The sequence below is a fragment of the Pseudomonas sp. CCI3.1 genome, assembly GCF_034313985.1.
Lineage (GTDB): Bacteria > Pseudomonadota > Gammaproteobacteria > Pseudomonadales > Pseudomonadaceae > Aquipseudomonas > Aquipseudomonas psychrophila.
Genome location: NZ_JAVIWO010000001.1, coordinates 1 through 26,972 on the forward strand (window position 1 = coordinate 1; position 26,972 = coordinate 26,972).

Annotated in this window: 15 protein-coding genes and 1 pseudogene; 8 read left to right on the forward strand and 8 right to left on the reverse strand. The window is 56.0% G+C overall.

Annotation, left to right across the window (positions count from 1 at the left end; genetic code table 11):
- Positions 1-119 precede the first annotated feature (119 nt).
- The 4 genes from RGV06_RS00005 to RGV06_RS00020 all read right to left on the reverse strand — a co-directional run bounded on the left by RGV06_RS00005 (position 120) and on the right by RGV06_RS00020 (position 6,262).
- The gene (locus tag RGV06_RS00005) at positions 120-1,193 is read right to left on the reverse strand and encodes a UDP-N-acetylmuramate dehydrogenase (protein ID WP_322149011.1); all 1,074 of its coding nucleotides are present in this window, start codon (positions 1,191-1,193) and stop codon (positions 120-122) included.
- Between the two features lie 12 nt (positions 1,194-1,205).
- Positions 1,206-2,504, reverse strand: coding sequence for a polysaccharide biosynthesis C-terminal domain-containing protein (locus tag RGV06_RS00010; RefSeq protein WP_322149012.1), 1,299 nt, complete (start codon positions 2,502-2,504; stop codon positions 1,206-1,208).
- A 1,048-nt stretch (positions 2,505-3,552) separates the two neighbouring features.
- Positions 3,553-5,781, reverse strand: coding sequence for a polysaccharide biosynthesis tyrosine autokinase (locus RGV06_RS00015; protein WP_322149013.1), 2,229 nt, complete (start codon positions 5,779-5,781; stop codon positions 3,553-3,555).
- Positions 5,782-5,821: 40 nt separating this feature from the next.
- Positions 5,822-6,262, reverse strand: coding sequence for a low molecular weight protein-tyrosine-phosphatase (locus tag RGV06_RS00020; RefSeq protein ID WP_231984091.1), 441 nt, complete (start codon positions 6,260-6,262; stop codon positions 5,822-5,824).
- A 1,039-nt stretch (positions 6,263-7,301) separates the two neighbouring features.
- Between RGV06_RS00020 and RGV06_RS00025 the strand changes: the two genes are divergently transcribed.
- Together RGV06_RS00025 and RGV06_RS00030 are read left to right on the forward strand one after the other, a co-directional pair.
- On the forward strand, positions 7,302-9,497 hold the full coding sequence (locus RGV06_RS00025; RefSeq protein WP_322149015.1) for an OsmC domain/YcaO domain-containing protein: 2,196 nt from the start codon (positions 7,302-7,304) through the stop codon (positions 9,495-9,497).
- 330 nt (positions 9,498-9,827) lie between these two features.
- Positions 9,828-11,618, forward strand: a complete 1,791-nt coding sequence (locus tag RGV06_RS00030) for a putative bifunctional diguanylate cyclase/phosphodiesterase (RefSeq protein ID WP_019821921.1) — start codon at positions 9,828-9,830, stop codon at positions 11,616-11,618.
- A 150-nt stretch (positions 11,619-11,768) separates the two neighbouring features.
- Here the strand turns inward: RGV06_RS00030 and RGV06_RS00035 are convergent, their stop codons facing one another.
- A complete protein-coding gene (locus RGV06_RS00035; RefSeq protein ID WP_322149016.1) occupies positions 11,769-13,187 on the reverse strand; it encodes a PLP-dependent aminotransferase family protein in 1,419 nt (472 codons plus the stop codon).
- A gap of 132 nt (positions 13,188-13,319) precedes the next feature.
- On the opposite strand from RGV06_RS00035, the gene RGV06_RS00040 reads away from it, so the two are divergent.
- The 6 genes and pseudogenes from RGV06_RS00040 (at position 13,320) to RGV06_RS00065 (ending at position 21,270) form a co-directional block, all read left to right on the forward strand.
- Entirely contained in the window at positions 13,320-13,769 is a 450-nt protein-coding gene (locus RGV06_RS00040; protein WP_019821919.1) for a carboxymuconolactone decarboxylase family protein, read from the forward strand.
- Positions 13,770-14,155: 386 nt separating this feature from the next.
- Positions 14,156-15,868, forward strand: a complete 1,713-nt coding sequence (locus RGV06_RS00045; protein WP_322149017.1) for a ShlB/FhaC/HecB family hemolysin secretion/activation protein — start codon at positions 14,156-14,158, stop codon at positions 15,866-15,868.
- Positions 15,869-15,950: 82 nt separating this feature from the next.
- Positions 15,951-19,301: pseudogene (locus RGV06_RS00050) on the forward strand (hemagglutinin repeat-containing protein); the annotation flags it as partial.
- Positions 19,302-19,493: 192 nt separating this feature from the next.
- The gene (locus RGV06_RS00055; protein WP_019821916.1) at positions 19,494-19,793 is read left to right on the forward strand and encodes a DUF5629 family protein; all 300 of its coding nucleotides are present in this window, start codon (positions 19,494-19,496) and stop codon (positions 19,791-19,793) included.
- Complete coding sequence (locus tag RGV06_RS00060; protein ID WP_048352043.1) at positions 19,783-20,955, forward strand: lactonase family protein; 1,173 nt, start codon at positions 19,783-19,785, stop codon at positions 20,953-20,955. Before RGV06_RS00055 ends, RGV06_RS00060 begins: the two co-directional genes overlap by 11 nt.
- Before the next feature lie 141 nt (positions 20,956-21,096).
- Positions 21,097-21,270 (forward strand): hypothetical protein, encoded by a 174-nt coding sequence (locus RGV06_RS00065; protein WP_019821912.1) that lies wholly within the window; start codon positions 21,097-21,099, stop codon positions 21,268-21,270.
- A gap of 180 nt (positions 21,271-21,450) precedes the next feature.
- Here RGV06_RS00065 and RGV06_RS00070 read toward each other — a convergent pair whose 3' ends face one another.
- Genes RGV06_RS00070 through RGV06_RS00080 form a run of 3 tightly spaced genes read right to left on the reverse strand, consistent with a single transcriptional unit; the run spans position 21,451 to position 26,914 of the window.
- On the reverse strand, positions 21,451-22,038 hold the full coding sequence (locus RGV06_RS00070; protein ID WP_048352044.1) for a glutathione S-transferase: 588 nt from the start codon (positions 22,036-22,038) through the stop codon (positions 21,451-21,453).
- Positions 22,035-25,676: an AAA family ATPase gene (locus RGV06_RS00075; protein WP_322149020.1), complete on the reverse strand. Its 3,642-nt coding sequence runs from the start codon at positions 25,674-25,676 to the stop codon at positions 22,035-22,037. Before RGV06_RS00075 ends, RGV06_RS00070 begins: the two co-directional genes overlap by 4 nt.
- Entirely contained in the window at positions 25,673-26,914 is a 1,242-nt protein-coding gene (locus RGV06_RS00080; protein ID WP_046810497.1) for an exonuclease SbcCD subunit D C-terminal domain-containing protein, read from the reverse strand. Before RGV06_RS00080 ends, RGV06_RS00075 begins: the two co-directional genes overlap by 4 nt.
- Positions 26,915-26,972: the final 58 nt, after the last annotated feature.

Consider the following 26,972-nt stretch of genomic DNA (forward strand, 5'->3'; position numbering starts at 1 on the left):
AGGCAGCAGGTGTATATATATATAGAAAAATTTCAGAAAAGGTTTGGTGAATGCGCCATAGTTGTTTGATGAAAAAGGAATAAAATTCCGATTTTCATAAAGTCTCCGATATTTTATATTTAATTGATTAAATTGGCTTTTATTTTTTTATAGGTTTCGATAAATTCAGGTTTTATTGCCATGGAGGGTTCCAGTATCAATTCATTTTCAATGTGGAATCTAGATCCTAACCTATTTTTAATTTCAATCATGTAATCTAATGAATCTCCAATAGGTGAGGTTCCTCTATTAATGAAAATATTCATGCTTTTCTTAGATGGGGTATAGTTGTTTACGCTAATTTTTTTTGCTAGCAGCCAGTTTAGAGGGGTATTGTTAGGTTTCTTTCTGTTGAAAAATTTAGCTATTGGGTTTTTATATAATAATTTTGTTAAAATAAATGCGGCATTATATAGTTTTGTTTCATTTCGAATGATTTCTTGGTAGAAGTTGCCGTTTACTGAAAACATACTTCCTAAATTCGGGTAGCAAAACTCTTGGTATGAGTGTCGTGCTATATGAAAAGCCTCGATTTTATCAGCGATTTCTTCTTGGTCGCCTGTTTCAATTTTAAATCGTACTCTTGTTATTATATTCCGCGTACCTTTGAAGGTTGATGTTCTATAGTTGAATTTACACATTTCTTTTGGCGCGGTTTTTATATTGCCTGCTTCGTCAATGTATTCAACTGAAATTATTTTGTCAGAAATTGAATATCCGTAGGCCCCTGCATTCATGAAAACACCACCGCCAACGCTGCCAGGGATGCCTTCGAGACCCTCAAAACCTTTCGCGCTATGTATTACCGCTACTCTGACAAAGTCCTGTAATGAGTACCCGCCCTCTACATCTATATATCCATCTGCAACTTCAATGCCAACTACGTTCTTGGTGGATAATATTACAGAGTATTCAATTTCATCGAAAAGAAGTACGTTGGAGGTGAATCCTATGGTTTTAAACTCTATTTTTTTTTGAATAAGATACTTTGTTGCTTTTATTAAATCGCTAACCGAGTTTGGGCAGATATATGTATTTACATTCCCTCCGGTCTTGTAAAACGTCTCGAACTTAATATTGTAATTTTTTCTGTGCCATATTTTTTCTGACTCTAGATAGAGTGATAAATTTTCTAACACTTCTAGGGTGCCCATATTAATTGTTTCTCATCGAGGTTCATGTGGTATAGATTTTCCTACTACTTTCTTTTGAGCAAAGTAGTAGTACAGTACTAGTAGTAGGAGATCAGATAGCACTGTTGATACTGCTGCGCCTATCACTTCGTATTTTGGTATTAGTAGAAGGCTCAAAGTTATCATGGTCAGCGCGGAAATACCCATAAGGTATACTTTTATCTTCATGTGTTCTTGGGTCAATAGGGCGGAGCCAGCGTTGCTTGCAACAAACCTAATAGGGGCGCAGATGGCTAAAATCTGCAAAACTGCGATAGATGATTTGTATTCTTCGCCGAATAATATTGGAATTGCCCAAGGAGCTAGCGAGATGATACTAGCAAATGCCAATATTCCTAATGTCAGCATTGCTTTAGTCCCAATATTATAAACTTTTAGGAACTTTTCTCTATCGTGATTTGCCCATCTATGAAGTTTTGGTAAAAGAAATTTTTGATAAATAACATTGGGTACCAGATAGACAGCTGTCATGACAGAAAAGGCCACGGCATAAGATGCAGATTGAGTTGGGCCGTTAATTAATCCTACAATTAAAATGTTTATTTGAAACATTATCAAGTGGAAAGTTGCTGCCATCCCGAATGGGAAGGCGTCAATTGCAACTTCTTTGATTGAAGGTTTTTTTGTTTGAAATGTTGACTGCTTGATTGAATGACCTTTCAGCGCCAACTTTCCATTTTTTAGTTTAGACATCTCGCGCACGCCCCATATTATGACTGGAAGCGACACTAGAGCGTATATGATAGAAGTTGTTAGGGAGTCTATTGCATACGGTGTGAATAGAATAGCAGCTGAAATTAAAATTAATCTTAGCCCGTGCGGTATTATTTGGATTGCGCTAAGTAATAAATACCTCTCTTCGAGTTGCAGTTTAGAGCTTGTTAGTTCTAAATATAGTTGTTGAATTATATATGTGCTAAGTATTACTAGTGAGTATTGCGTTGCCTTTGTATTCGGTCCAATTATTGCCCAGGTAATTATTGCAGCTATAGAAAAAATCCCTGAGAGTTTTATGAAATCAAATGATGGTGAAATCCATCTTATACCTGCATGACCTTCAACACCGAAGATTTTTAGCCAGAGTTGAGCAACCCCAAAACCCGCTACAGGGACAAGTATCGATGCTGCCGAAAGTGCAGATGCAAAGGCGCCATACTCTGTAGGTCCTAGTGTTCGCGCCAAGATCACCTGTGTTATGAAAGCACAGAAGGCACCCAGTAAAGAGCCAAGCCAAAGAAATGATATGGCGTGTAACATCTTCTTGAGGTTCATCTGCAGGTGAAATATATTTTTGAAGTTTTTAATATTTATGCTACCGTTTGATTGATGAATGATTACGTCCTGCAGAAGTTTAAGCTGTGCAGGCTAATGGTAAATTATTGCTTGTGTTCGTGGTTTGCAGAAAAACATTTTCGAATGGTGATGGTGTTATCTAGCGGCATGCTACCGCCACAGCATTGTTCTCTGATTCCTACAAGCGATGACATATATCGAGTTTTTCGAGTTGCTCTGTGACGAAAAGCGGAAGTAACAATTTTCAGTGCTTGAAATCAAAATAAATCAGATCAATATTCGTATTGATAAGAAGTATGTTTGGCTAAAACTCTCTTATGCACATGACTGAGAATTGAATTTTGCAAGATAGAGACGAAAAAGCGTGTCACAATAAAATTGTTGTCAGATCGATTTCGTCAGCTTTTGATGCCTATTGCGTGAATTGCCGTATCGTGGTTTTGGCGTTCGGCCGGAATTTCCGACAGACTATTTTTGCCTCAGGCTCCCATGACTTTACGTAAATAACCTTTGCGCAGATTCAAATCTAGCGAGCACTGTTTACTGGCGCAGTATGCGCGACAACTATCACAAGGTGGATGGAAATGAAATTCTACCGACTAGTTTCAGATTATCGACAGCGGTGCCGATGTTGATGCGAGATCTGATAAGTTCAATTTGTGTAGCTGATGAGGATTCGTTTTCAAACATACTATCCATATTAGAAAGCTGAGAGTTTCTCATTTCTTTGGTTCGACCTGGACTAAGGCTGTCGCCTGCTACACGTACGAAATAATGCGATATACGATGCATCTGCGGTCATCAAACAACATTAAGGCGTATGAGCACAAATAGTGCTTTATGGTACTAGCGGTACATTTTGCTATAAGTTGCCGTAGCAGGTGTTCAGGAATGCTACCGCCCCAGGATTAAATGCTACTCCCTGAAAGCGTATACTATCGGTTGTTATTGTGCTCTGTCCTGAATAAGCACTAAAAAACGCCCTTATGTTGTCAGGGCGCCAAGGTAGTAAGCAGTCTAAGGTAAATTAAACTTTGTCGGACTTGTATTCGTAGTTGTAATACCCATAAGCGCCATAGCCATACTTGGCCGAAGCGCGGCGTTCTACCCCGTTGAAAATGGCGCCTTTAAGGTCGATACCGTTCTGCGCAAAGCGGCGCATGGTCAGTTCAACTTCACGGGCCGGGTTGAGTTCGAAGCGGGTCACAATGAGGTTGGTGCCCGACTGGCGGCCGACAATGGCGGCATCGGTAACCGCCAGGAATGGCGGGGTGTCAAGGATGACCAAGTCGTACTGGGCGCTGACCTGCTCGAGGAACTCGCTGAAGTTTTTATGCATCAACAGTTCAGACGGGTTGGGCGGAATTTGCCCGCGGCCAATCACAAACAGGTTTTCGACCTCTGTTTTATGGGTGGCTGCGTTCAGGTCGCAGCGCTTGGTCAGCAGGTCAGACAAGCCGTTTTCAACCGGGATGTCGAACATTTTGTGGATATAGCCTTTGCGCATGTCCACGTCCACCAACAACACACGCTGGCCGGATTGGGCGATAACTGCGGCCAGGTTGGCCGATACAAAGGACTTGCCCACTTTGGGGCTTGGGCCGGAAATCATCAGGCGGTTGTTGTCGGCTTCCAGCATGGCAAAGTGCAAGCTGGTGCGCAGGCTGCGCAGGCCTTCAATCGCCAGGTCTGTCGGGTGGCTGCTGGCAAGCAGGGGGGTCGCACGGCGGCCACGGCCGGATGAGCTTTTGCCGTCTTCTACTTTTTGCAGGGAGCTGAATGGAATGGAGGCATACACCGGCAGGCCAAGCTTTTCGATATCTTCCGGGTTTTCCACGCCGCGATTCAGGGCCTTGCGAAACAATACATAACCAACGGCTATCAAGCCGCCGAGCAAGGTGGCAATCAGCACGATCAAGGGTTTATTTGGTTTGACCGGGCTACGCGTATCTACATCGGCGACATCGATCAGGCGCACATTGCCGACGGTGCCGGCACGCATCACGTCCAGTTCTTGGGATTTGTTCAGTAATTGGGTATAAATTTCGGTGCTGACTTTAAGGTCGCGGGTCAGGCTTAACACTTCCTGTTGGGTGGTTGGCAGCCCCTCAACCTGTTTGGCGAGCCTTTTTTGTTTGCTGGTCAGTTCCGCCAGTTGCCCCATCAGTGCACGATAGGCCGGGTGCTGAGGGGTGAATTTACGGTCCATCTCGGCTTGTTGCAGTTTCAAGGTGGAGATACTGGTGTCTAGTGCCACGATCTGGTCGAGAATGGCCTTGGCTTCAAGGCTGATATCAATCGACTTACTGCGAATTTGAAATGCATTCAATGCATTTTCAGCTTTTTCCAAATCCTGGCGTACTTGCGGCAGTTGGTCTTTCAAGAAGCCTAGGCTCTGCTCTGCTTCAGCGGAAGTACGCTCAATATTTTGCTGTACATACAGACGGGCAATTTCATTGAGCGTCTGGATTGCTTTCGAGGGTTCTGTGCTCTCTAGTGCAAGGCTGATCATGCCGGATTCTTTACCGCGCTCCCCTACATCCAGCACTTTCTGATAATTCAAAATAGCGGTAAGGCGAGGCTCGCGCGTGACACTGAACTCCGTTCCAGGGTTTGCGCGCAAACGCTCAACGAGTAACTTGATACCCTCTTTGTTGTACAGTTCTCCGACCTTGGCTTCAGCCAGAATATTGTTGTCTTCGTCTTTCAAGACAAAATTGCCCGCTTCTGCGTTAATCAGGGTCAGTTCCTGGCCTAATAACTCAGCAGGCAATTCAAGTTCGGCGATTTTTAGATGTTCCCCGCCCCAGGCATAACTGTTAAAGCTCAGCACTGGATAGGCCAAGTCGGTGCCTGGTTCTGGTTTAAAACGACGGGCTAAAAATTCGCCGATCAGTGGGAAATAGTTGGGTTCAATTTCGATATCCAACTGCAAATTATCGACCGCAGCGCCGATAGTTTTACGCGACTTGATCAGCTCAATCTCTGTCGTCGACGGCGATTCCTTGCCAAGCATGCTGCTGATATCAGAAAAACCCATAGGGTCATTCTTCTTGGCCTCAACCTGAATCAGCGCATTAGCCTGGTACACCGGTGTAGCCAGCAGGGCGTACGCAACACCTGCAGCCATAAACACGCCGGTCACGCCGGCAATCAGCCATTTGTGGTCGATGAGCGTGCCCAGCAACCCCATCAAGTCAATTTCGTCGTTATCGTCATCTTGTTCATGGGGCTTTGTCACGGGTGCTTGCTGCATAAGTCGATTCTTTTTCTTCACAGGTAATTCGAGGGATGGCTTAGCGTTTGATGCGCTGGGCCCATGCATTTACTGCTGCGTCGATCAGCGCGTACGCGTGTACAAAGGCTGGCTTGCCTTGACGGTACGGGTCGTTGATTTCGCGGTTGTCTTGCCATTTGCCCAGCAGGAACACTTTGCCCCTAGCCTCTGGAGAGATGCTTAGGACACCACCAATATGATGTTGTTCCATTACCAAAATAAGATCGGACTCATTTATGGCTGCAGCCGTCAGCTGGGTGCCGCTGTGTTCGGGCACGACGTGGCCGTTTTCTTCGAGAACGAGGGCTGCTGTGGCTTCGATGGGCTTTCTTTTGACGGCGCTGAGGCCTGCGGAGCTCACGACGATGTCGGAGGGCGCCAGTGCGACCCGCATGAGATGTTCGGCGGTGGGGCTGCGGCAAATATTGCCAATGCAGACAATCATGATTCGTTTAAACAAGGCAGCTTCCTTTGTGCCAAACATGCTCAGCCGGCGAGAGCATTTAACGATTCGTCACGACCAATATCCCCGATCCAGGAGATGGCAGTGCCTATCAATAAAGGCTGCCCGCATCAGTTTGATGTGGCGATGGCCTGGGCGGGAGCACAGTTGCTCCTGCTTTATTACGGATAATGGGTCGGTACGAAGTTGAACAACGAAAATATTAACTGCGAAACGATTGCAATATCAACCTTTAAATCGGCAGAGTTTTTTATTCAGGCTATATAGGCGATTTTCAATATTTATTGCCTGACAATAAATAACATTTTGGCCGTTTCCGACCAAAAATAACTCCGCCCAATGGCAGGCTCCTGGAGCATGGCCCTGTGGTAGCGGGCGCTGCTCAGAGCGGTGGTGCGACCCTTGCCTGGGCCTTGTGCGGGTGGAATGTGTGCGCTGGCCAGTGTGAATGGGCCTGAAAGCGAGTCGTGCATGGGGTGCGTCTGACCTTCGGGTCGGCCACCTGTAGCGATAGTGGCACTGTGATATCTTCGTGTAAATAGCAACGGCGAACTTGTTTGAAACGGTGTTAGTTGGTTAGAACAATATGCCTAACTTCTGAGTGTATTGGATATATATAACGTGTGGCGTTGGGTTTAAGTATTAAAGGGGTGCGTATATACGGTTTTATCTGATAGCTGCACCAAGACAGTGATTGGATTGTTGTGTGTGGTGATGGCAGTTGGGTGTAGCGGATCAGGTTTTTATGGTTTTGCGAAGCCGTCATGAAATCTGATCACACGTTTTCTCATATGAATGGGTTTATGGCTCTGTGACGGCTTAGTCGGGGTGCGGCATCAGGCCGTACGCAACCTCGCGCTGCCCTGAAGTACTAAGGGCATTCGCGAGCAGGCTCGCTCCCACAGGGGGGAGGCAGGTTTTTGCCCATGGACAGGCCCGGGCCGCCTGGCGGTCGTTGCGCAAAAGCACAAGACTTCACGCTCAAAAACCGGATAATGGCCGCCAATTATTTGTCTGGTTATTCTGGTAATCCCGCATGGAAATCAAGGTCAACTTTCTCGACAACCTCCGACTTGAAGCCAAGTTCGATGACTTCACCGTGGTTGCCGATCAGCCTATCCGTTACAAGGGCGATGGTTCGGCTCCTGGTCCGTTCGATTACTTTCTGGCTTCGTCGGCGTTGTGCGCGGCTTACTTTGTTAAGTTGTACTGCGTGACGCGTAATATTCCCACCGAGAATATCCGCCTCTCGCAGAACAACATTGTTGACCCCGAAAACCGCTACAACCAGATTTTCAAGATTCAGGTCGAGTTGCCGGCGGATATCTCTGAAAAGGACCGTCAGGGCATCCTGCGCTCCATCGACCGCTGTACCGTGAAAAAGGTGGTGCAAGCCGGGCCCGAGTTTGTGATTGAAGAGGTGGAAAACCTCGATGCCGATGCCCAGGCGTTGCTGATGCCTGTTTCCGGTTCAGAGGCGGGTACTTATATTGCGGGCAAGGATCTGCCGCTGGAGCAGACCATTGCCAATATGTCCGGCATTCTGGCTGGCCTGGGCATGAAGATTGAAATCGCTTCGTGGCGCAATATCGTGCCCAATGTGTGGTCGTTGCATATCCGTGATGCCCAATCGCCGATGTGTTTCACCAATGGCAAGGGTGCCACCAAGGAAGGCGCCTTGGCGTCGGCACTGGGCGAGTTTATCGAGCGCCTGAACTGCAATTTCTTCTACAACGACCAGTTCTGGGGAGAAGAGATCGCCAATGCCGAGTTCGTGCATTACCCCGAAGAGCGCTGGTTCAAGCCAGGCCCTAAGGATGAGCTGCCGACCGAGATTCTCGATGCGTACTGCCTGAAGGTTTACAACCGCGAGGGCGAGCTGCGCGGCTCTCATCTGATCGACACTAACTCCGGCAATGAAGAGCGCGGTATCTGCTCGCTGCCGTTCGTGCGCCAATCGGACGGTGAGGTGGTGTATTTCCCGTCCAACCTGATCGAAAACCTGTTCCTGAGCAATGGCATGAGCGCCGGTAATACCCTGGCCGAAGCCCAGGTGCAGTGCTTGTCGGAGATTTTCGAGCGAGCGGTAAAGCGCGAAATCATCGAGGGCGAGTTCGCTCTGCCGGATGTGCCGCAAGCCGTGTTGGCCAAGTACCCCGGGATTTTGGCCGGTATCCAGGCGCTGGAAGATCAGGGGTTCCCGGTGCTGGTCAAGGATGCGTCCCTGGGCGGTGAGTTCCCGGTGATGTGCGTCACTCTGATGAACCCGCGCACCGGTGGTGTGTTCGCTTCGTTCGGAGCACACCCGAGCCTTGAAGTGGCGCTGGAACGCAGCCTGACGGAATTGTTGCAAGGTCGCAGCTTCGAAGGCCTTAACGATCTGCCTCAGCCGACTTTTGAAGGTCACGCGGTGACTGAGCCCAATAACTTCGTTGAGCACTTCATCGACTCCAGCGGTGTGGTGTCGTGGCGCTTCTTCAGCTCCAAATCCGATTACGAATTCGTTGAGTGGGACTTCACTAGCCAAGGTGAAAACGCCAATAGCGACGAGGCCGCCACCCTGTTCGGCATTCTCGAAGGCATGGGCAAGCAAGTGTACATGGCGGTCTACGAGCATATTGGGGCCAAGGCCTGCCGCATCCTGGTGCCGGACTATTCGGAAATCTATCCGGCCGACGATCTGATCTGGGATAACACCAACAAGGCGCTGTTCTTCCGTGCCGATATCCTGAACCTGCACCGCCTGGATGAAGACGAGCTCAAAGGGCTGGTTGAGCGTCTGGTGGAAAGCGAGCTGGATGACTACACCGATATCACCACCTTGATCGGCATCGAGTTCGATGACAATACCGCTTGGGGCCAGTTGACGATCCTGGAGTTGAAGCTGCTGATTTATCTCGCCCTGGAGCAATATGAAGAGGCGAAGGAAGCGGTCGAAATGTTCCTGCAGTACAACGACAACACGGTCGACCGCGGTTTGTTCTACCAGGCCGTCAATGCTGTGCTGGAGATGAAGCTGGACGAAGATCTGGAGCTGGATGACTACGAAGCCAACTTCCGTCGCATGTTTGGCAACGAGCGGATGGATGCTGCGATCGGGTCGGTTAACAGCACCGTGCGTTTCCATGGTTTGACGCCCACCAGCATGAAGCTCGAAGGCCTGGACAAGCATTTGCGCCTGATCGAAAGCTACAAGAAGCTGCACACGGCGCGGGCCAAGACGAAGGGTTGATGGCGTTGGCCAAAAAGCACTTCGACCGGGTAATGCCCGTCAGTCAATGAGTGCTGTGGGAGCGCGCTTGCTCGCGATTGGAACGGTGCGGTGTGACTGTCTGACCGAGTCGCTTGCATCGCGAGCAAGCCCGCTCCCACACGGGTTCAAGTTTCTGCGCTGGGCTGACAAGCAAAAGCACCTCAGGGTGCTTTTTTGTTGTCTGCAGTCGTGGTGAAGCGCTTGTTTCGGTGCTTTACTGCACTTCTATACGGGTACCAAACGCTGAGCAGATTTCCCAGCAGATCAGGCTAGAAACTGCCTTGGCGGCCTCTTATTTGAGCGCTTTCCATGTCCAACATACCTGCCACACTCCTGATCGTTGATGATGACGTTCAAATCCGCTCACTGCTTGACGCCTTGTTGCAGGATCAGGGTTATCGGACGCTGACTGCCAGCTCGGGCGAGCAGGCCCTGGCCACGGTCGCGCAACAGCCGCCGGACTTGATCCTGCTCGACGCCACGATGCCCGGCATTGACGGTTACCAGGTGGCCCGACGGCTCAAGGCGAATCCATCAACAGCCAATATTCCCATCATCATGCTTTCGGGCCAGGGCGAGCAAAGTGCTCGTCTTTTGGGGCTGGAGGCGGGTGCCGAGGACTTTCTCTGCAAGCCGGTATCCAGTGACGAGCTGTGGCTGCGGGTGCGCAATCTGTTGCGTCTCAAGGCGTTTGGCGACCATCGGGCGGTGCATACCCTGATGCTTGAGCAGCAACTCGAAAAACGCACCAGCGATCTGGAACGCTTCCGCTCTGCGATGGGGACCGATGAGCGGCTGCTGAAAATGGCCAATTACGACCCCCTGACCGGCTTGCCCAATCGCGACCTGTTTTACACCACCCTGCAAATGGGGCTGACCCAGGCAGCGCTGCGGGGCTGGCAGCTGGCCGTGGTCACGATTGGCCTGAACGACTTCAAGAACATCAACCTGACCTGGGGTCATTTGATGGGGGACAAGGTGCTGGCAGAGTTCAGTCAGCGCTTGTCCAATTGCCTCAATGTCAGCGACACCCTGGGGCGGATGGACGGCGACGAGCTTGCACTGATTCTGATGATCCGAAAAGGCCAGGCCGGCCCCAGACAGATGGTTGACCGCATCCGCGAGGTGCTGCGTGATCCGTTCAAGCTCCATGGCCATGACACACCCATGACGGCCAGTTACGGCATTGCCCTGTATCCGGACGACGGTACCGAGGCGCACCGCCTGATCAAGCATGCGAATACGGCCATGGGGCTGGCCAAGCAGGCGGGCAAAGACACTTATCGTTTTTATACGGCACAAATGAACGTCGAGGTCCTGGCCCGCCAGGAGCTTGAAACTGCGCTGCGGGAAGCCGTTCGCAAGCAGGCCTTCGAGGTGTATTACCAGCCGAAGATAGGCTTGGCAGACGGTCGGATTTGCGGCGTTGAAGCGCTGTTGCGCTGGCACCGGCCGGGGCATGCCACGGTTTCTCCCGCCGTTTTTGTTCCGTTGCTTGAAACCCTCGGGCTTATATCCCGTGTGGGGCAGTGGGTGATTGACCGCGTATGCAGCCAGATTGCGCACTGGCAGAATTCTGGTCTGGGCGCGCTGCAGGTTGCGGTGAATGTGTCGGCGCAACAGATTTGCGAAGGTGACCTGGTCAATGATATCGAGCGCTCGCTCAAGGCCCATCAGCTTGAACCGCATTTGCTTGAAGTGGAGCTCACTGAAGGCTCATTGATGGAGAACACTCCCCATACCGTCGCCAGCCTGCTGACGCTGCGGGATATCGGGGTGAAGATCTCCATTGATGACTTTGGTACCGGGTACTCAAGCCTTGCGTACCTTAGCCGCTTCCCCATCGACAAGCTCAAAATCGATATCGCGTTTATTCGCGAGGTCACCTTCAGCCCTCAGGATGCAGCCATCGCGCGCACGATCATCGAGTTGGCACACAGCCTTAATCTTCAGGTTATTGCTGAAGGTGTGGAGACCCGAGAGCAGCTAGAGTTTTTGACCCGCAACGGTTGTGATCAGGTGCAGGGCTATCTGTTTTGCAGGCCCCTGCCGGCGGTGGAACTGGAAGCGCTCTTGCGCGAGCCGCGCTCTTTTATTTGATGTTGAGACGGTTCGGGTTCCGATCGTTGAAGGGTGGCGCCTGTATCGCAGGCAAGTCAGCTCCCACAGGACTAAGGTGTTCACACAGCAGTGTGGGAGCGGGCTTGCTCGCGATGGCATCACCGCGTTTTGCCTCAGTTCCCACAGGTCCTAACCGGCAGGCTCGAGCAGCGCCAGGATTCGCTCGCCCAGTTGTTCGGCGCTGGCTTGGGAGGTGATATTGGCAAACCCCAGCAGCAACCCCGAAGGTTTTTCTCCCAGCAAGCTCCACTCGCTCAGCGCTTCTGCGAAGAGCCCGTCCTGGCGCATGCGCTCGACCAGCTCCCAATCGGTCATCTGATTCCCAAGGCGCAAGATCAGATGCATGCCTCCCGGATTGGCATCAATGTGCACTCGATTACCCAGCACTTTGTTTAACCCTGCCACGGTAAACGCCCTGCGCTCGCTGTAGAGCTTGCGCATGCGCTGGATATGCCGGGCGAAATGGCCTTCGGTCATGAACGTCGCGACGATGGCCTGGGTCAGTTCCGGGCAACTGCTGCGAAAGATCTGGCTGGCTTGTTGAAAGCGCTCGACCTGCTCCTGCGGCACCACTGCATAGGCCAGGCGCAGCCCCGGAAACAGCACTTTGCTGAAGGTGCCGCTGTAGAGTACCCGTCCGTCACGGTCCAGGCTTTTGAGGGCGGGAAGAGGACGGCTGACGTAGCGGTATTCACCGTCGTAATCGTCCTCAATGATCCATGCCTGTTGCCGGCTTGCCCAGCCCAGCAGCTCCAGCCTGCGCGGCAGCGACAGCGACACACACAGCGGGCTTTGATGAGCCGGTGTGACGACAGCCACCTGTGCTTGCAGCGCATCGCTTCCCTGTGCGGGTAGCTGCAGGCCGTCGTGGTCGACGGGCAAGGCAACGGTCTGTATGTGCAGATGCTCGAGCAACTGGCGGGTAGGCGGGTAGCCAGGGTCCTCAATCAGCACCCTGTCACCGGCCTTGAGCAGGGCGTGGGCGATCAGCGACAGCGTGTCCCGGTATCCCGCCGTGATAAAGATTTGAGCGGGAGAGCAAGCAATACCGCGGGAAACCTGCAAGTAGGTGGCAATGGCCGTGCGCAGTGATTGCAGGCCGTGGGCCGACGGATTAGCCATGTCCTGGGCACGGGTGCTGCGCACGCATCGGGCGCCGATTTGTGCCCATACCTTTTTCGGAAAGGCGTCCAGCGCCGGCAGGCCCATCTGAAAGGGCAGAGTCTCGGGCTGGTGCCGCACGGACGGGCTTGAGTCTGGGGTGCGGATAGCGGCTGTGGGTTGGATCGGGATATCCGGCGTCACGATGGTTCCTGCCTGGCCACGGGCTTGCAGGTAACCCTCCGAGGTCAGGAGGGAGTACGCCGCGTCGATGGTGCCTCTGGCCAGACCCAACTCCTTGGCCAGTGCCCGGGCCGCAGGCACACGCTCCCCCGGCTCCAGTACGCCATTGGCAATAGCTTCCCGAAAGCGCCAGTAAAGTTGCCGGTAGATGGGCTCGCTGGAGCCGGGATCAAGAGGGGAGAAGCGTGGTATGGGGGTTTTCATGGTGTTCCCGTGTGCCTGATTCCGAAGCTGGAGTAATCATGGCCTGGTAGTAAAGCTAAATCATGGCTCTTTTGGACAGGGCCAAGAAACCGCACTATGGCGTCACTCAAACAGTCAATGCAAGGGCAAGTCATGAACCAGCGTATCGATTACTCCAAGGCATCACCCGAGGGCTACAAGGCGTTTGGCGGTGTGTACGGGTATCTGCAAAACAGCGGGTTTCCCAAGGCCCTCATCGATCTGGTGTACCTGCGGGTTTCGCAAATCAACGGCTGTGCCTACTGCATCGACATGCACTCACGGGATCTGCTCAAGTCCGGTCTGAGCGTCGAAAAGCTGGTACTGGTGCCGGTGTGGCATGAGGCAGGCGAACTGTTCACGACCCGTGAGCAGGTAGCCCTGGCCTGGGCCGAGTCGGTGACACTCGTCGCCCAGAGCGGGATTCCGGATGCGGACTATCAGGCCGCAGCCGCAGAATTCAACGACAAGGAACTGTCGGACCTGACCTATGCCATCGGCCTGATGAATGCCTACAACCGGTTTGGCGTGGCCTTCCGCCTCAAACCTGCGGCGGCGGTGTAACCCTGTTGTCCTGTAGCCGCTGAGGAGCGTAGCGAGGCTGCGATCAATCGTGAAGCGGTCGCAAAACCGGTATGCGCGGTATGCCTGATTAACCGTGAAAGCGACTTTACGACTGCTACGCAGCCTCGCACGGCTCGTCAGCGGCAAGGTCTGAAGGAAGCTTCAACTGTGGGAGCGAGCCTGCTCGCGAACGACCTTCGCGAGCAGGCTCGCTCCCACAGGGAGAGTTGACTGACAACAGAGTATTTACAGGCTTATAACGATTTACGACTTAATATTTCTTCATGTAATAAGGAGACGTTCAGCTTGTCAGTACGACACAGGCTCTGAATACGGTTTTTTCAGAGCTATGAATCGCCTTCAAGGCGTTTTGAGGATGTCGTGTGATGACGCTTATCCTGACCAGGTCCCGGTGTTTTACCCCGTCCCGAATCCTTTGTTCGCTGTGCTTGTGTGCATCTGCACTGGCCGCGGCCGAAGGGGGGCTGCCCGGCCAGGAAGCCCTGCGTCTGCAACAGCAACAACAACGGGCCGTGCAGCAGCTGCAGTTGGAGCAACGTCGGCGACAACTTCGGCGCAGTAGTCCCGACTTACACTCCACAGAGCCAACAGCCCCAGCGCCCACTGCCAAAGATGAGCGCTGCTGGCCGCTGCAAGGGCTACGGCTCGCCGGTATGACGCTACTCAGCCCTTCGGCGCTGGATTCACGGGTCAAGCCCCTGATGGCGCCGTGCATGGGCATCAACCGTATCAATCGCTTGCTGGCCGAAATCACCCGCCTGTATGTCGAGGCTGGTTACGTCGCCGCGCGTCCTTACCTGAGCAGCACTCCGTCCGCCGGGCAACCACTGGATATCCGTGTGGACGAAGGCTATGTCGAGGCGATCGAACTGGCTGACCAGCGCCTGCCGGTGTCGTTACGCACGGCATTCCCCGCCATGCTGGGCGCGCCGCTGAATCTGCGTGATCTGGAACAGGGCCTGGACCAGCTCAACCGGCTGCGCACGTTGGACGTCACGGCAGATATTGTGCCCGGCAGCGAGCAGGGCGCTTCGCGGATCATTCTTCGTTCGAGGGCAGTCGAGCACCACTGGGGGCTGGATCTGGGCCTGGATAACCTGGGCAGCGCCGCCACCGGCCGCGATCGCAAGGTGATCGGCCTGAGCCTGGACAGCCCGCTACAGCTCAACGACTCGCTCAATTTAGGGTTCAGCGAGACCCTCAACCACGGACCGCGTTTCAGCCGCACTAACAGCCTGTTCTATGCCGTGCCATACGGTTACTGGACCTTGAGCGCATTCGCCAGCCACATCGAGTACCGCTCGCCGATCAAACTCAGCACCACCACACTCTATGGTAGCGGCCGCACCGATCAGTTCAGCCTGCGCGCCGACCGCGTGGTGTGGCGCGATCAGGGCCATCAACTGAGCGCCCATCTGCAGTTGACCCACAAAGCGGTCGACACCTACCTGCAAAAAGCCCGGCTGCAAATCCAGAGCCCGACGCTGACAGTGGTTGAAGCAGGCCTCAATCTGTTCTGGCAGGACACCGCCGTGTGGAATCTGGACGTGACGTATGCCCACGGACTGACCTGGTTAGGCGCAGACCGTGACAGCGATCAGGTGCAAAGCAACCTGCCCAAGGCGCAATTCCAGGCGTACCGCGCCAATCTTGTCCAATGGCGCAACGGCCAGTTGTTCGCGCAGCCCTGGCAGTGGCAGAGCCAATTGACGCTGCAATACAGCCCTGACCCGTTGCCCGCCATTGAACAACTGCTGGGCACTGACGACTCGGCCGTTCGCGGCTACCGCGAAAACAGTGCCTCCGGTGCCATCGGCGCGATTTGGCGCAACACCTTTTACCTGCCTCTGAACAATGACCTCCCGATCAGCATCACCCCCCGTCTTGGCCTGGACAACGGCTGGGTCAAGCCTCAACACGGCGCAGCGGGTCAGCGCCTGAGTGGCGCGAGCGTGGGTATCAACCTGCGCTGGAGGCATCTGCAACTGGACCTCGATTATCAGCAAAACCTCACCATTCCCAAGGGTTTTAGCCAGGAGCCCGATGTCTGGCTGGCACGCCTGAGCGTGCAGATTTAACGCCTGCAGGGGCCCGTCAGGCCCACGCAGCGTTACTCCGGGCGACACGTGTCGCCCATCACTCACGCAAAGGAAGACCTTTATGTCGACGCTCAAACCGCGTTTTCACCTGTCCCCCCAAGGCAAGCTGCGCCTGGCCATTGCCAGCCTGTTTCTGCTGCCCCCATTGGCACTGGCCACTGGCATTACCGGGGCCGATGGGCCTGGCGGCACCCCGCAACTGCAAAACCAGGGCGGGGTGCCTATCGTCAATATTGTCGCGCCCAATGCTGGGGGGCTGTCTCACAATCAGTTCCTCGATTACAACGTCGACCGCCAGGGTGTGGTGTTGAACAACGCCCTGCAGGCGGGGCAGTCCCAACTGGCCGGGCAACTGGCGGCCAATCCGCAATTTCATGGACAGGCGGCCAGCGTGATCCTCAATGAGGTCATCGGTCGTAATGCGTCGGCGCTCAACGGCGCCCAGGAGGTTTTCGGGCGCAAGGCCGATTATGTGCTGGCCAACCCCAATGGGATCTCGGTCAATGGCGCCAGTTTCATCAATGCGCCCAATGCCAGCCTGGTAGTGGGGCGGCCCGAGCTTGATAACGGCCGTCTGCAGGCCTTGAACAGCGGTGATGCCCGTGGCCAATTGAGCGTGCAGCAACAAGGGCTGCACAACTCTGACGGGGCCATCAACCTGATCGCGCCGCAGATCGACAGCCAGGGCCAGATCAGTGCCCGCGACGCGTTGAATATTGTGGTTGGGCGCAATCGGGTCGACGCCGCCAGTGGCACGGTGAGCACGGTCTATCCGGATGGCGGGGCCTCGGGCACGCGTATCGACGCCAGCCTATTCGGGGCCATGAGGGCCGGGCGCATCAATATTGTCAGCACAGCCGAGGGGGCAGGGGTACGCGTTGGCGCGGTGCAGGTAGCCGGCGCCGATGGGGTCAACATCCGCTCTGCCGGCGATCTTGAAATCAGCGGCCAGACTCACGACAACAGCCTGCAGGGCACCCGTGCCGAGGTTCAGAGCAGTCGTGGTGATGTGGATCTGTCCGGTGCCAGAGATGTGAAACTCGCTGGCGCCGACATCAGCGGGGGTAATGTCAAGCTCGATGCCGGTCGCAATCTGACCCTGTCCAGCCTGCAAAGCACGGCTCTTCATGAAAAACGGGATCAATGGAACAACCAGGCACTTTTTGTGACCTACGAAACCTTTGACCGCACCACCACCGACAAGGACTCGCGCCAGCAGGGTACGCAGGTCACGGCCCGGCAAAATGCCGCACTGACTTCCGGCGCCGACACGTTGCTTGTGGCCAGCCACGTTGACGCGGGCGATACCCTGGGAATCAACAGCGGCAAGGACCTGGTCCTTGCGGCTGCGACCGAAACCCATGAAACCCGGGATCAGGGCAATCATCGCAAGAACCTATGGAAGGAAAGCTGGGACACCTCCACCCACGATGAGCGCAACGTTGTCAGCGGGCTCAAGGCAGGCAAAGCAATCGAACTGAACACCGGGCACAACATGCAATTGCAAGGTGCCGAGCTGAAAACCCCGGGCGATATCCGTCTCAGCGCTCGCCAAGTCGACATCGCCAGTGTCAGCCGTAGCCAGGGCAACAGCGGCAAGCGATACTCCGGCGATCTGCTGGGTGGCAGCTTCTTCGGCAATCAGGGCGAGGGTGACGGGGACAAGACCCTGCACACCGGTAGCCAGGTCAACGCCGGTGGCAAGCTGATTATCAAGGCGGACGATGTGCACATCAGCGCCAGTCAGGTGCGAGGCGGGACCCAGGCCAGCGTGATCAGCGACACGGGGTCGCTGATGATCGATGGCGTCCATGACACGTCCCGCGACAGCAATCACAGCAAGAACAGCACGTTCTTCTCGTTGATCAATGACGAAAGCCGCAAAGACCACAGCGACCGCACCCTCGTCGCCAGTGACCTGCATTCGGACAGTAACCTCACGTTGCAAAGTGCGCAGGACATTATCGTCAGCGGCTCCAAAGTATCGGCCACAGGTGACACCCAGGTGCAGGCCAAGGGCGATATCCAGATCGTAGCGGCTGAAAATACCGCCCGCGACACCACTCGCACCGATAACCGCGGCTTCACTGCCAGTACCAAGGAAACTTCTGCGGGCAGCCATGAGTACCGTGTGGATGCGGGCTTGAAGGATCAGCAGCACATCAACGTCACCGACACTACGCTGCAGCAAGGCGCAAGCATCAGTGGCGGTGCTGTGGCTGTCAGCGCGGGGGGCAACTTGAGTGTCAAGGGCTCGGACCTTGGCGCGACCGGGGGCGATGTGAGTCTCTCAGGCAAAAATATCGAACTGATGGCGGCTCACGACAGCACTGACAGCAAAACCCAGGACCTCAGCACCGGTGGCGGGATCGTCTGGACGGCAAGCCTGGACAAGGTTGGCAGCGGCCCGGAGTTTGTCCGCCAGGGCAGCGAGGACAACGCCAGCCGGACCACTGCAAAAACCAGCAGCGTGACAGCCACCGGCAATGTGCGGGTGCAGGCTGACAACACCTTGGTCAATGAAGGGACCCGGATCGTTGCCGGCTCAGGGGTGCAGGTCAATGCAGGCCAGATGGACAACCGGGCGGCCTATAACACCGAATCCAGCTCCCACACCGAGAACGGCTGGCAGGCGGGGCTGGGAGTGAGTGCCGAGATCAAGGGACTCAGCACACCGGTGGAAAAAATCGTCAAAGGCCTGGCCAAAGGCACATTGCCCCAGTCCGGTTTAATGGACGGCGTGGAGCTGGCCAGCCTGGGGCTCGACGGGCAGGTGGGGTATCACAACAAGACGCAGGCACAGCAGGACAGTACTGCGGTGGTCAGCCAGCTCAGTGGCGCCACCGTTCAGGTCAATGTGGGCGGCAACTTGCAGGATGAAGGCACGCAATACCGCGCCACCGACGGTGCTTTGAACATCAAGGCGGGCAGCCATGACGCCCGCGCCGCTGCCGACACCCACAACCGCGCCGAGCGGGATGTGGCGGCCAAGGTCGGCCTGCGTGTATACACAAAGACCGGTGAAGATGTGAATGTGCGCGCCAACGGCTCGGGCGAGTTTCGTCACGCTCAGGAAACCGGCAGCACGGCACAGGTGGGGCACTATGCCGGGGCTCAGGGTGTGAGCATCGACACCCAAGGCGATGCCCGGTATGAAGGCGGTGACTTTGACGGTGGAGCCGGCTCAGTCAACATCGATGCAGGTGGCAAACTGGCGCTGCAGCAAGCCACTGACACCCACAGCCAGAGCGCCATGGGACTTAGCGCCAGCGGCTCGTTGGCGCTGGAAACCGGCGAGGGCAACAGCCTCAGCCCCGGGGGCAGCCTGAAGTTTGACTACTCTCCCGACAACTCGCCGACCAGCGAGGCCCATGTCGCGACGTTCCGCGGCAAAGATCGGCTGCGGCTCTCTGGCGTCACGGTGGGGGGTGATCTGCTGAAGGGTGAAAACAAGGAGCCCCAGTCCTTACAGGCCGGGATTGATCAGACCATGAACTAAAGTCGGGTGCCGGGTGCGCCCATAACCGTGCAATCACTTGTCACGGTTATGGGTTGCACTGCTGATTTGACCTATCATTACGCCTTTCCAACAGGTGAATGATTAATGAGCGATTCAAACCAGACCTTGCGCGCAGCCCTTGAAACCAGCGATATGTTGGTGATTGACGGGCTGCATGCCTGGGATTTTTCTCTGGACGATGTGCAGTTGCTCATCAAGTGCATGGACGGTCGTGCCGAAAAACGCTGGAAGTTCACGCTTGAACAGATCGATGCCAGCGTTTTTGACGACACTCTGCAAAGCTGGACCCTCGTTGGCGACTCCGGTGAACACCGCCTGGTTTGCCTCAGTGCCCTGAGCGCAAACAATGATGACGATGAAGTCGAGGCCGAAGATGAAGTTTAAAACACTGCCAATGCTGATGGCGCTGAGCGTGGGAGCGATGTCGGCCCAGGCCGAGTCCCGTGATGAGGTCGAGCTGCTGGTCGGCTCCTACACCCAGGGCAAAAGCCAAGGTATCTACCGTCTGCAGTTTGACAGCGCCAAAGGGCGTATCACCCCTGAGCCGCTGCAAGTGTTCAAGACCGCCAACCCGTCATGGTTGACCCTTTCCAAGGACCAGAGCCGTCTGTTCGTGGTCAATGAAAACGGTAAGGGCCAGCGCGATGTCGTCGGTCGTGCCAGCAGCGTTGCCATCGACCCCAAGACCAATCAGATGACGCTGATCAACCAGGTCAAGACCCTGGGTGAAGAGCCGACCCATTCCAGCCTGAGCGCGGATGAGCGCTACCTGTTTGTCGCCAACTACGGCGTGCACGCCGATCCGGGTGGCAGCCTTGCGGTGTTGCCGATCAACGCCGAAGGCCAGTTGCAGCCCGTGACCCAGATGAGCACTCACCCTGCCAGCCAGGTCAATCCTGAACGTCAGATGTCCGCCCACGTGCACTCGGTGGTGTCATCGCCAGACGGCAAGTTCGTCTACGCCAGTGATCTGGGTGCAGACAAGGTGTTTGTCTACCAGTACGACCCGGCTGCCAACGCGGACCATCCGCTGGTGGCTGCCGATCCGGCTTTTGTAGAGCTGCCGGCTGGCAGCGGACCGCGTCACTTGCTGTTTTCCAAAGACGGCAAACACGCCTACCTGACCACTGAAATGAGTGCCCAGGTGTTTGTGTTTGACTATGACAAGGGTCGACTCAAGCAGCGTCAGGCCCTTGAGCTGGCCCACGGCATGCCCGCGCAAAACCGTGCAGCCGGTGCATTGCATGCCTCGCAAGACGGCAAGTTCCTGTACGTCAGCAACCGTGGCAAGGCCAATGAAATCCTGGTGTTTGCGATTAACCCGAGTAATGGCGAGTTGACTGAAATCCAGCGTCGCTCGGTGGATGGCGATCACCCGCGTGAGTTCGCCTTGAGCCCCAACGGCAAGTTTCTGTTGATCGCCAACCAGATGAGCAATGCCATCGTGGTGCTGGAGCGCGACCCTGAAACCGGCATGTTGGGCAAAACCGTACAAACCCTGGAAATGGATGCACCGTCCGATCTGAAATTCATCAACCGCCCGTAAACAAAGGCGTGCAGCTGTCCATCAATCCCACTGATAGACGCTAGTGTTTTAATGAATTTCTGCACGATGACCCTTGGCGTTAAGTTGGTTTCACGGCCTTAAAAGGCAAGCACGCCAACTGAATCGTCGAGGGTTATCGTCATGAATTTCAATCTTTTCTCCGTGATTTCCGCTTGCGCCATCTCCGCCACCGTGGCCCTGCCTGCCAGTGCAACGACTGTGGTCAGCGACAAGAAATCCGCGGCCTACACCCAAAAATACCTGCAACAAAGCGCCAATTTCTATGCGGCCCTGGATCATAAAACCCGAAGCTGAGAGAGCGTTACCCGTAGCAGCTGCCGAAGGAACGAGGCTGCGTTCGGCGACGAAGTCGTCGTAAAACCTGATTACGCGGTTTTTCTGTGATACCGCGTAATCAGGTTTTACGATCGCTTCGCAATCGAACGCAGCCTCGTTCCTTCGCCAGCGGCTACGGGTGTTTGGTGGTTGCAACGTTCAGGGTTTTCTCATTACCGAACTGAACAGTTCTGACGCCAAAAAACGCTCTAGCCAGGCATTCAGATGCGGGTAGGGTGCTTGCGCAAACCAGTCGCGGTCCACATGGGCAAACTGGCGCACAAACGGTGCCAGCGCCACATCGGCCAGGCTCAATGCCGGCCCGGCAAGATACGGTGAGCGTGTCAGCACGTCTTCCAGCCGCTGCAAAAACTCGGCGCCTTGGGCCCGGTAAAACGCCATGGGATGTTCCGGGTAACGGATGGCGTATTTGTAGCGGTCCAGCAGCACCTTGAAGGTGGTGTCGTTTGCTTCGATCAGTTCATTGCAGTCCGGCTGCAACCAGTTATCCGGATCATGCCGGGCCAGCGCCCAGTGCATGATGTCCAGGCTTTGCTCGATCACGCTCCCATCGGCGCAGACCAGCACCGGTACCGTGCCCTTGGGCGAGGCGGCGAGCATTTGCTCCGGCTTGGCTTTAAGGCTGACCTCGACAATCGACAGCGGCACCCCGCTGTAGCGCAAGGCCATGCGCGCACGCATGGCGTAGGGGCAGCGGCGGAAGGAATACAGCACGTGCTCTGTCATTTCACCTCCACGGTGCTCAAGCCGTTGCCTTGACGCTTGACCTGGATCTGGACCGGGATGCGTTCGTGCATTTCCTGAACATGGGAGATCACCCCCACCTTGCGCCCTTGGGCCTGCAGGCCGTCCAGAGCATCCATCGCCAATTGCAGCGACTCGGGATCGAGGCTGCCAAAACCTTCGTCGATAAACAGCGATTCGATTTTCAGCGTGCTGGAGGCCATCGAGGCCAGGCCCAGGGCCAATGCCAGCGACACCAGGAAGGTTTCACCGCCGGATAACGAATGCACCGAGCGCAGCTCGTCGCCCATCTCGGTGTCCATCACCAGCAGGCCGAGCATGCTGCCACCGCGTTTGAGGCGATAACGGCGGACCAGTTGGCGTAACTGCGCGTTAGCGTGATGCACCAACAGATCGAGGTTGTAGGCCTGGGCGATTTTGCGGAACTTGTCGCCAGTGCCTGAGCCGATCAGCTCACTGAGGCGTGCCCAGCGTTGCCATTCGTCATAGGCCAGTGCAATGCGCTGCGCCAATGCCTGGTTGGCCTGCTGACGGCGTTGATCCTCGCTCTGCTGGGCCCGCAATTCGGCACACTGCTGCTCGCTGGCGGCCAGCTGTGTGTGCAGTTCGATGAGGGCGATGTTGAGTGATTCGCCATCCAGGTTGCCATTGGCGTGCGCCTGGTGCTGGGCCAGACGCTGTTCGCGCTCTTGCAGCAAGACGCGGGCTTGTTCGACGGCTTTTTCGCTGTTTTGCAGCTGCAGGCGCAGTTCGCGTACCTGTGCTTCGTCATGGGCCAGCAATTGTTGCAAGCGACTGTCATCAAGCTCGATGTGCTGTGCCCGCCATTGCGCGAGCAGGGCATTGAGTGTGTCGTGCTCTTGTTGCAACGCCAGCAGGCGCTCTTGCTCGGACTTGAGCTCGGTAGCGAGCTGCAGCAATTGGTTGGCGGTGGCTTGCAGGGCTTGTTCAGCCTGGGTCTGGGCAGTGCGGGTCAGTTCGACAGCCTGTTCCAGGGTTTGCTGCCACTGCTCGGCGCTACTGAAGTCGCCCAGTAACTGCTTGAGGCTGAGCTGACTTGTCTGGTGCTGCTCGCCCAGATCCTTGACGCTGCGCTGCAGGGCGTCCAGTTCTTTGCTGCGGTTGGCCTGCTGATACTGCTCGCGCTCGATGCTGCTCGCTCTTTCAGCCTGCTCCGTTTGCTCGTCCCGCTGCTGGTCGAGTTGCGCCACCCGATCAGCCACTTGCTGGTCGAGGGCCATGAAGCAGGCGGATGCGTTCTCACGCAGCGCGTTGAGGGTGGCGGGGGCCAGCACGCTGGCAAACTCGTTCAGTTCATCGTCAAGGCGCTGACTGTCGGCATTGAGGTGCAATTGCTGCTCAGCCAATTGCTGGGTGGCGAGCTGGCTGGCTTCGGTGCAGCGCTGGACTTGCTGCTGCAAGTGAGCCGCTTCTTTTTGCAAAGCGAGCAAGGCGTTCTGGCGTTGTTCGTCCTGGGTAATGCTGTGCTGCAACTGGTTCAGGCGCAGGGTCAGCCATTGCTCACGCTTGGCCGGGTCCTGGGCTAGCCATTGCTGATGGAGCGGATGCGCCTCAAGGCTTGGAGCGAGGGCCTGCTGTTCTTGGTGGAGGCGCTCTTGCTGGAGCAAAAATTCTTTTTGCTGGGCGATCAGCCCACCGACTTTTTCGCGCAGTTGGGCGAGCGTTTCCTTGAGTCCGTCGACCACGGTCCGCGCGCTGGCCTCTTCCTGTTCATCGTGACGGGTCAGGCTTTGCAGCAACGCTTCAGGTTGATGGTAGGGATGCTCGGCGCTGCCACACACCGGGCATGGCTGGTCGTCCTGCAACTGCCCGCGCAGTTCCTCGACGCTGGCGCTACGGGCCAGGCGCTGGCGCTCCAGCAGTTGGCGGGTGACCTGAAGGGTTTGCTCTGCCACTTCAAGATCGGCTTTGGCCTGAATACCTTGCTGGCTCAGGCGCTCACGTTCCTGCTGCACGCTCTGCTGCTTGAGGTGCAGTTCGTGCAGGCGGCTGTCGAGCGCCTGCTGACTGCTGCACAGACGCTGCAACTCTTCAAAGGCACGCTGCTGCTGACGGTTGTCCTGCAGCAGGCTGCCCAGGGTCTGGATTTGTTCGTTGACCGCGTGGGGCTCGGCTGCGGCTTCCTGGAACAGAATTTCCAGGCTGTTGCGCAGCCCGGTCAGTTCCTGCGTGGCCTGCAGGGCCCGCTGTTCAAGCCCCGGTAGTTCCTTGCGGCCGGTAGTCAGGAGATTGCTCAACCGCACCAGTTGCTGAAGCCGTGGACGATAGGCGTCCCAGGCACTGGCCAGTGGCGCGAGCGCGTTGCTGTGTTCGAGCTGCGTGGCTATTTGTACCAGGCGCTCAGCGCCCAGTTGCTGGCGCTCAAGCAACGTATTGAGTGCGAGTTGCCCTTCGGCGCATGCCTGTTCGGCTTGCTGCTGGAGGGCTTGCTGGGTGGTGAGGGTCTGGGTCAGGCGATTGAGGTTGGCCTGTTCCAGATGGGCGTGTTGCACCTGGGGGGCGCTCTCGCGCTGCTGGGTCTGGGCGTGGGTCGCCGCCAGTCGGGCGTTCTGCAGCTCGCCTTCAAGACGGGTTTGGCGCTCGCCCAATTCGGTCTGTTGCTGAAGATGGGCGCTGATGTGCCTGGCCAATGGGCTCAGTTGCGCATCCAGCTCGGCCAAACGGGCAAATTGATGGCGCTGCGGCGCCAGTTGTTCGAGCAGGTTCAGGGTCTGGCGCTGATCGGCCTGGCTGTCCCACAAGGTGTGCGCTTGCAGCAATTGCTCGGCAGCACTGTGTTGCTGCTCTTGCAGTTCACCCAGGGTTTTGAGCCAGGTGTGTTGCAGCTCCAGCTGCTTGAGCTGGCCTTGCTGGTTCTTGAGTTGCTGCTGCGCGTCATTGAAGTGTTGATCCAGTTCGGCCCGGGCCTGGGGCTCAAGGGGCGTGACACCAACGGCCTGGTCGTGCAGTTGCTTGTGCGCGTCCTTGGCCTCTTTGGCCTTATCGAATGCGCGCTTGCCCAGCCGGGTGTAGAGCGCAGTGTCGGTGAGTTTTTCGAGCAGTTCGCTACGCTCGTTGTCATCGGCCTTGAGAAAGGCGCTGAACTCACTTTGGGCCAGCATCACGGCACGGGTGAATTGCTCGAAATTGAGCCCCAGTCGTGCTTCCAGCTGGACTTTGTAATCGCCTTTCTGGCTGGCCAGCAGTTGATCGCTGTCCAGGTCGCGCAGGCTTTGGCGGCTGGCTTGCAGTTTACCGGTGGCTTTTTCGCGAGCGCGGTTGGCCTCCCAGCGGGCGCGGTAACGGCGGCCATCGATGCCGACAAAATCGACTTCGGCAAAGCCTTCACCGGTGCCACGGCGCAGCAAGGTGCGCGGGTCGCCGGTGGCAATTTCGCCATCGGCATCGGGCACTTTGGCATCGCGACCCGTATTGTTCAGGCGCGGCACGGCGCCAAACAGTGCCAGGCACAGGGCGTCGAGCAGGGTGCTTTTACCGGCGCCGGTAGGGCCGGTGATCGCAAACAGGCCAGCACTGGCCAGGGGTTCTGCGGTGAAATCCAGCTCAAAGGGGCCGGCCAGCGAGGCGAGGTTTTTCAGGCGAATAGCGAGGATTTTCATGGCTGTTCACCTTCCAGCTGAACTTCTTGCAGCAGCACGGCAAAGTCCTTGAGGGTTTGTTCGTCGGCTTCACTGCCGTAGTTTTCTTGCCAGGCGCGGCTGAACAGTTCCTGGGGTGTCAGTTGGTCCAGTTCGATCAGGCATGTGGCGTCGTCCGAGGCACCGCTGCCGCTGCCGGCATATTCGGCAGAGATGCGCACCAGGCGTACGGATTTACCCTGCAGGGCGGTTTCGATTTGTTGACGCAAATCGGGCTGCGGTTCGTCCAGTTTGACTCGCACTTCGAGCCAGGGCTGGCGCTGGGTATCGGCCAGCAGGTCGGTATCCGGCAGCCCGGCCAGCTGGGTGAGGATTTCAGCCAGGGGCAGCGGGCCTATGCGTTGCAGATTGACCGCGCGGGGGATCAGCAACGGTTCGACGCTGATCAAGGTTTCGCCCTCCAGTTTCACGTCGAGTATCTGGTGCTGATAGCCGATTTCAGAGAACGACAACGGAATCGGTGAGCCGCAGTAGCGGATACGCTCTTCGCCGTTGACCCGTTGTGGTTTGTGCAAATGACCCAGGGCTACATAGCTGATGCTCGGTCCGAACAGGCTGGCGGGCAGGGCTTCTGCGTTGCCGATGATCAGGCTGCGTTCGGAGTCTTCGGACACCGAACCGCCTGCCATATGGGCATGGCTGATGGCAATCAGGGCCTGGCCCGGCTTGCGTTTGACGTTGGCGGCCTCGATCAGCCACTCATGGACCTGGCCGATGCCGCGCAGGTAGTCATCACCCAGGTGCGCTCCCGTGACTTCAGCTGGGCGCAGAAAGGGCAGCGCCAGGCACCAGGCAGCGGTTTCGCCGCTGGCATCGGGTAAGGGGATCAGCAGGCGTTCGGCGTCGAGCTGGCCATCGTCAAGCCACAGCACCCGGCCCAGCGCATGGGTACGCAGACGCCGCATCAAGGGCGCCGGCAGTTCGATGCGCGAGCCGGAATCGTGGTTGCCGGCAATCATCACGATGGTCAGTTTGGGCTGTTGCTCATGGGCGCTGACGATGAAGTCGTAGAGCCGTTCCTGGGCTTTTACCGGCGGATTGACCGTGTCAAAGATATCCCCGGCAATCAGCAGCACGTCGGGCTGCTGTTCGTTGAGCTGTGTCAGTAGCCAGGCAAGAAAACAGGCGTGTTCGAAGTCGCGGTCCTGGCCATGGAGGTTTTGCCCCAGGTGCCAGTCGGAAGTGTGAAACAGGCGCATAACAGAATCCGTTTTAAAAGGGGTTGGCAACCCGCTCGCTCGTGCGGTCCTCGGGTTG

Bases quoted from the DNA above. Each gene is read 5' to 3' on its own strand.
- RGV06_RS00005 (WP_322149011.1), bottom strand. From the start codon at position 1,193: ATGGGCACCCTAGAAGTGTTAGAAAATTTATCACTCTATCTAGAGTCA.
- RGV06_RS00010 (WP_322149012.1), bottom strand. From the start codon at position 2,504: ATGAACCTCAAGAAGATGTTACACGCCATATCATTTCTTTGGCTTGGC.
- RGV06_RS00015 (WP_322149013.1), bottom strand. From the start codon at position 5,781: ATGCAGCAAGCACCCGTGACAAAGCCCCATGAACAAGATGACGATAAC.
- RGV06_RS00025 (WP_322149015.1), top strand. From the start codon at position 7,302: ATGGAAATCAAGGTCAACTTTCTCGACAACCTCCGACTTGAAGCCAAG.
- RGV06_RS00030 (WP_019821921.1), top strand. From the start codon at position 9,828: ATGTCCAACATACCTGCCACACTCCTGATCGTTGATGATGACGTTCAA.
- RGV06_RS00035 (WP_322149016.1), bottom strand. From the start codon at position 13,187: ATGAAAACCCCCATACCACGCTTCTCCCCTCTTGATCCCGGCTCCAGC.
- RGV06_RS00040 (WP_019821919.1), top strand. From the start codon at position 13,320: ATGAACCAGCGTATCGATTACTCCAAGGCATCACCCGAGGGCTACAAG.
- RGV06_RS00045 (WP_322149017.1), top strand. From the start codon at position 14,156: ATGACGCTTATCCTGACCAGGTCCCGGTGTTTTACCCCGTCCCGAATC.
- RGV06_RS00055 (WP_019821916.1), top strand. From the start codon at position 19,494: ATGAGCGATTCAAACCAGACCTTGCGCGCAGCCCTTGAAACCAGCGAT.
- RGV06_RS00060 (WP_048352043.1), top strand. From the start codon at position 19,783: ATGAAGTTTAAAACACTGCCAATGCTGATGGCGCTGAGCGTGGGAGCG.
- RGV06_RS00065 (WP_019821912.1), top strand. From the start codon at position 21,097: ATGAATTTCAATCTTTTCTCCGTGATTTCCGCTTGCGCCATCTCCGCC.
- RGV06_RS00070 (WP_048352044.1), bottom strand. From the start codon at position 22,038: ATGACAGAGCACGTGCTGTATTCCTTCCGCCGCTGCCCCTACGCCATG.
- RGV06_RS00075 (WP_322149020.1), bottom strand. From the start codon at position 25,676: ATGAAAATCCTCGCTATTCGCCTGAAAAACCTCGCCTCGCTGGCCGGC.
- RGV06_RS00080 (WP_046810497.1), bottom strand. From the start codon at position 26,914: ATGCGCCTGTTTCACACTTCCGACTGGCACCTGGGGCAAAACCTCCAT.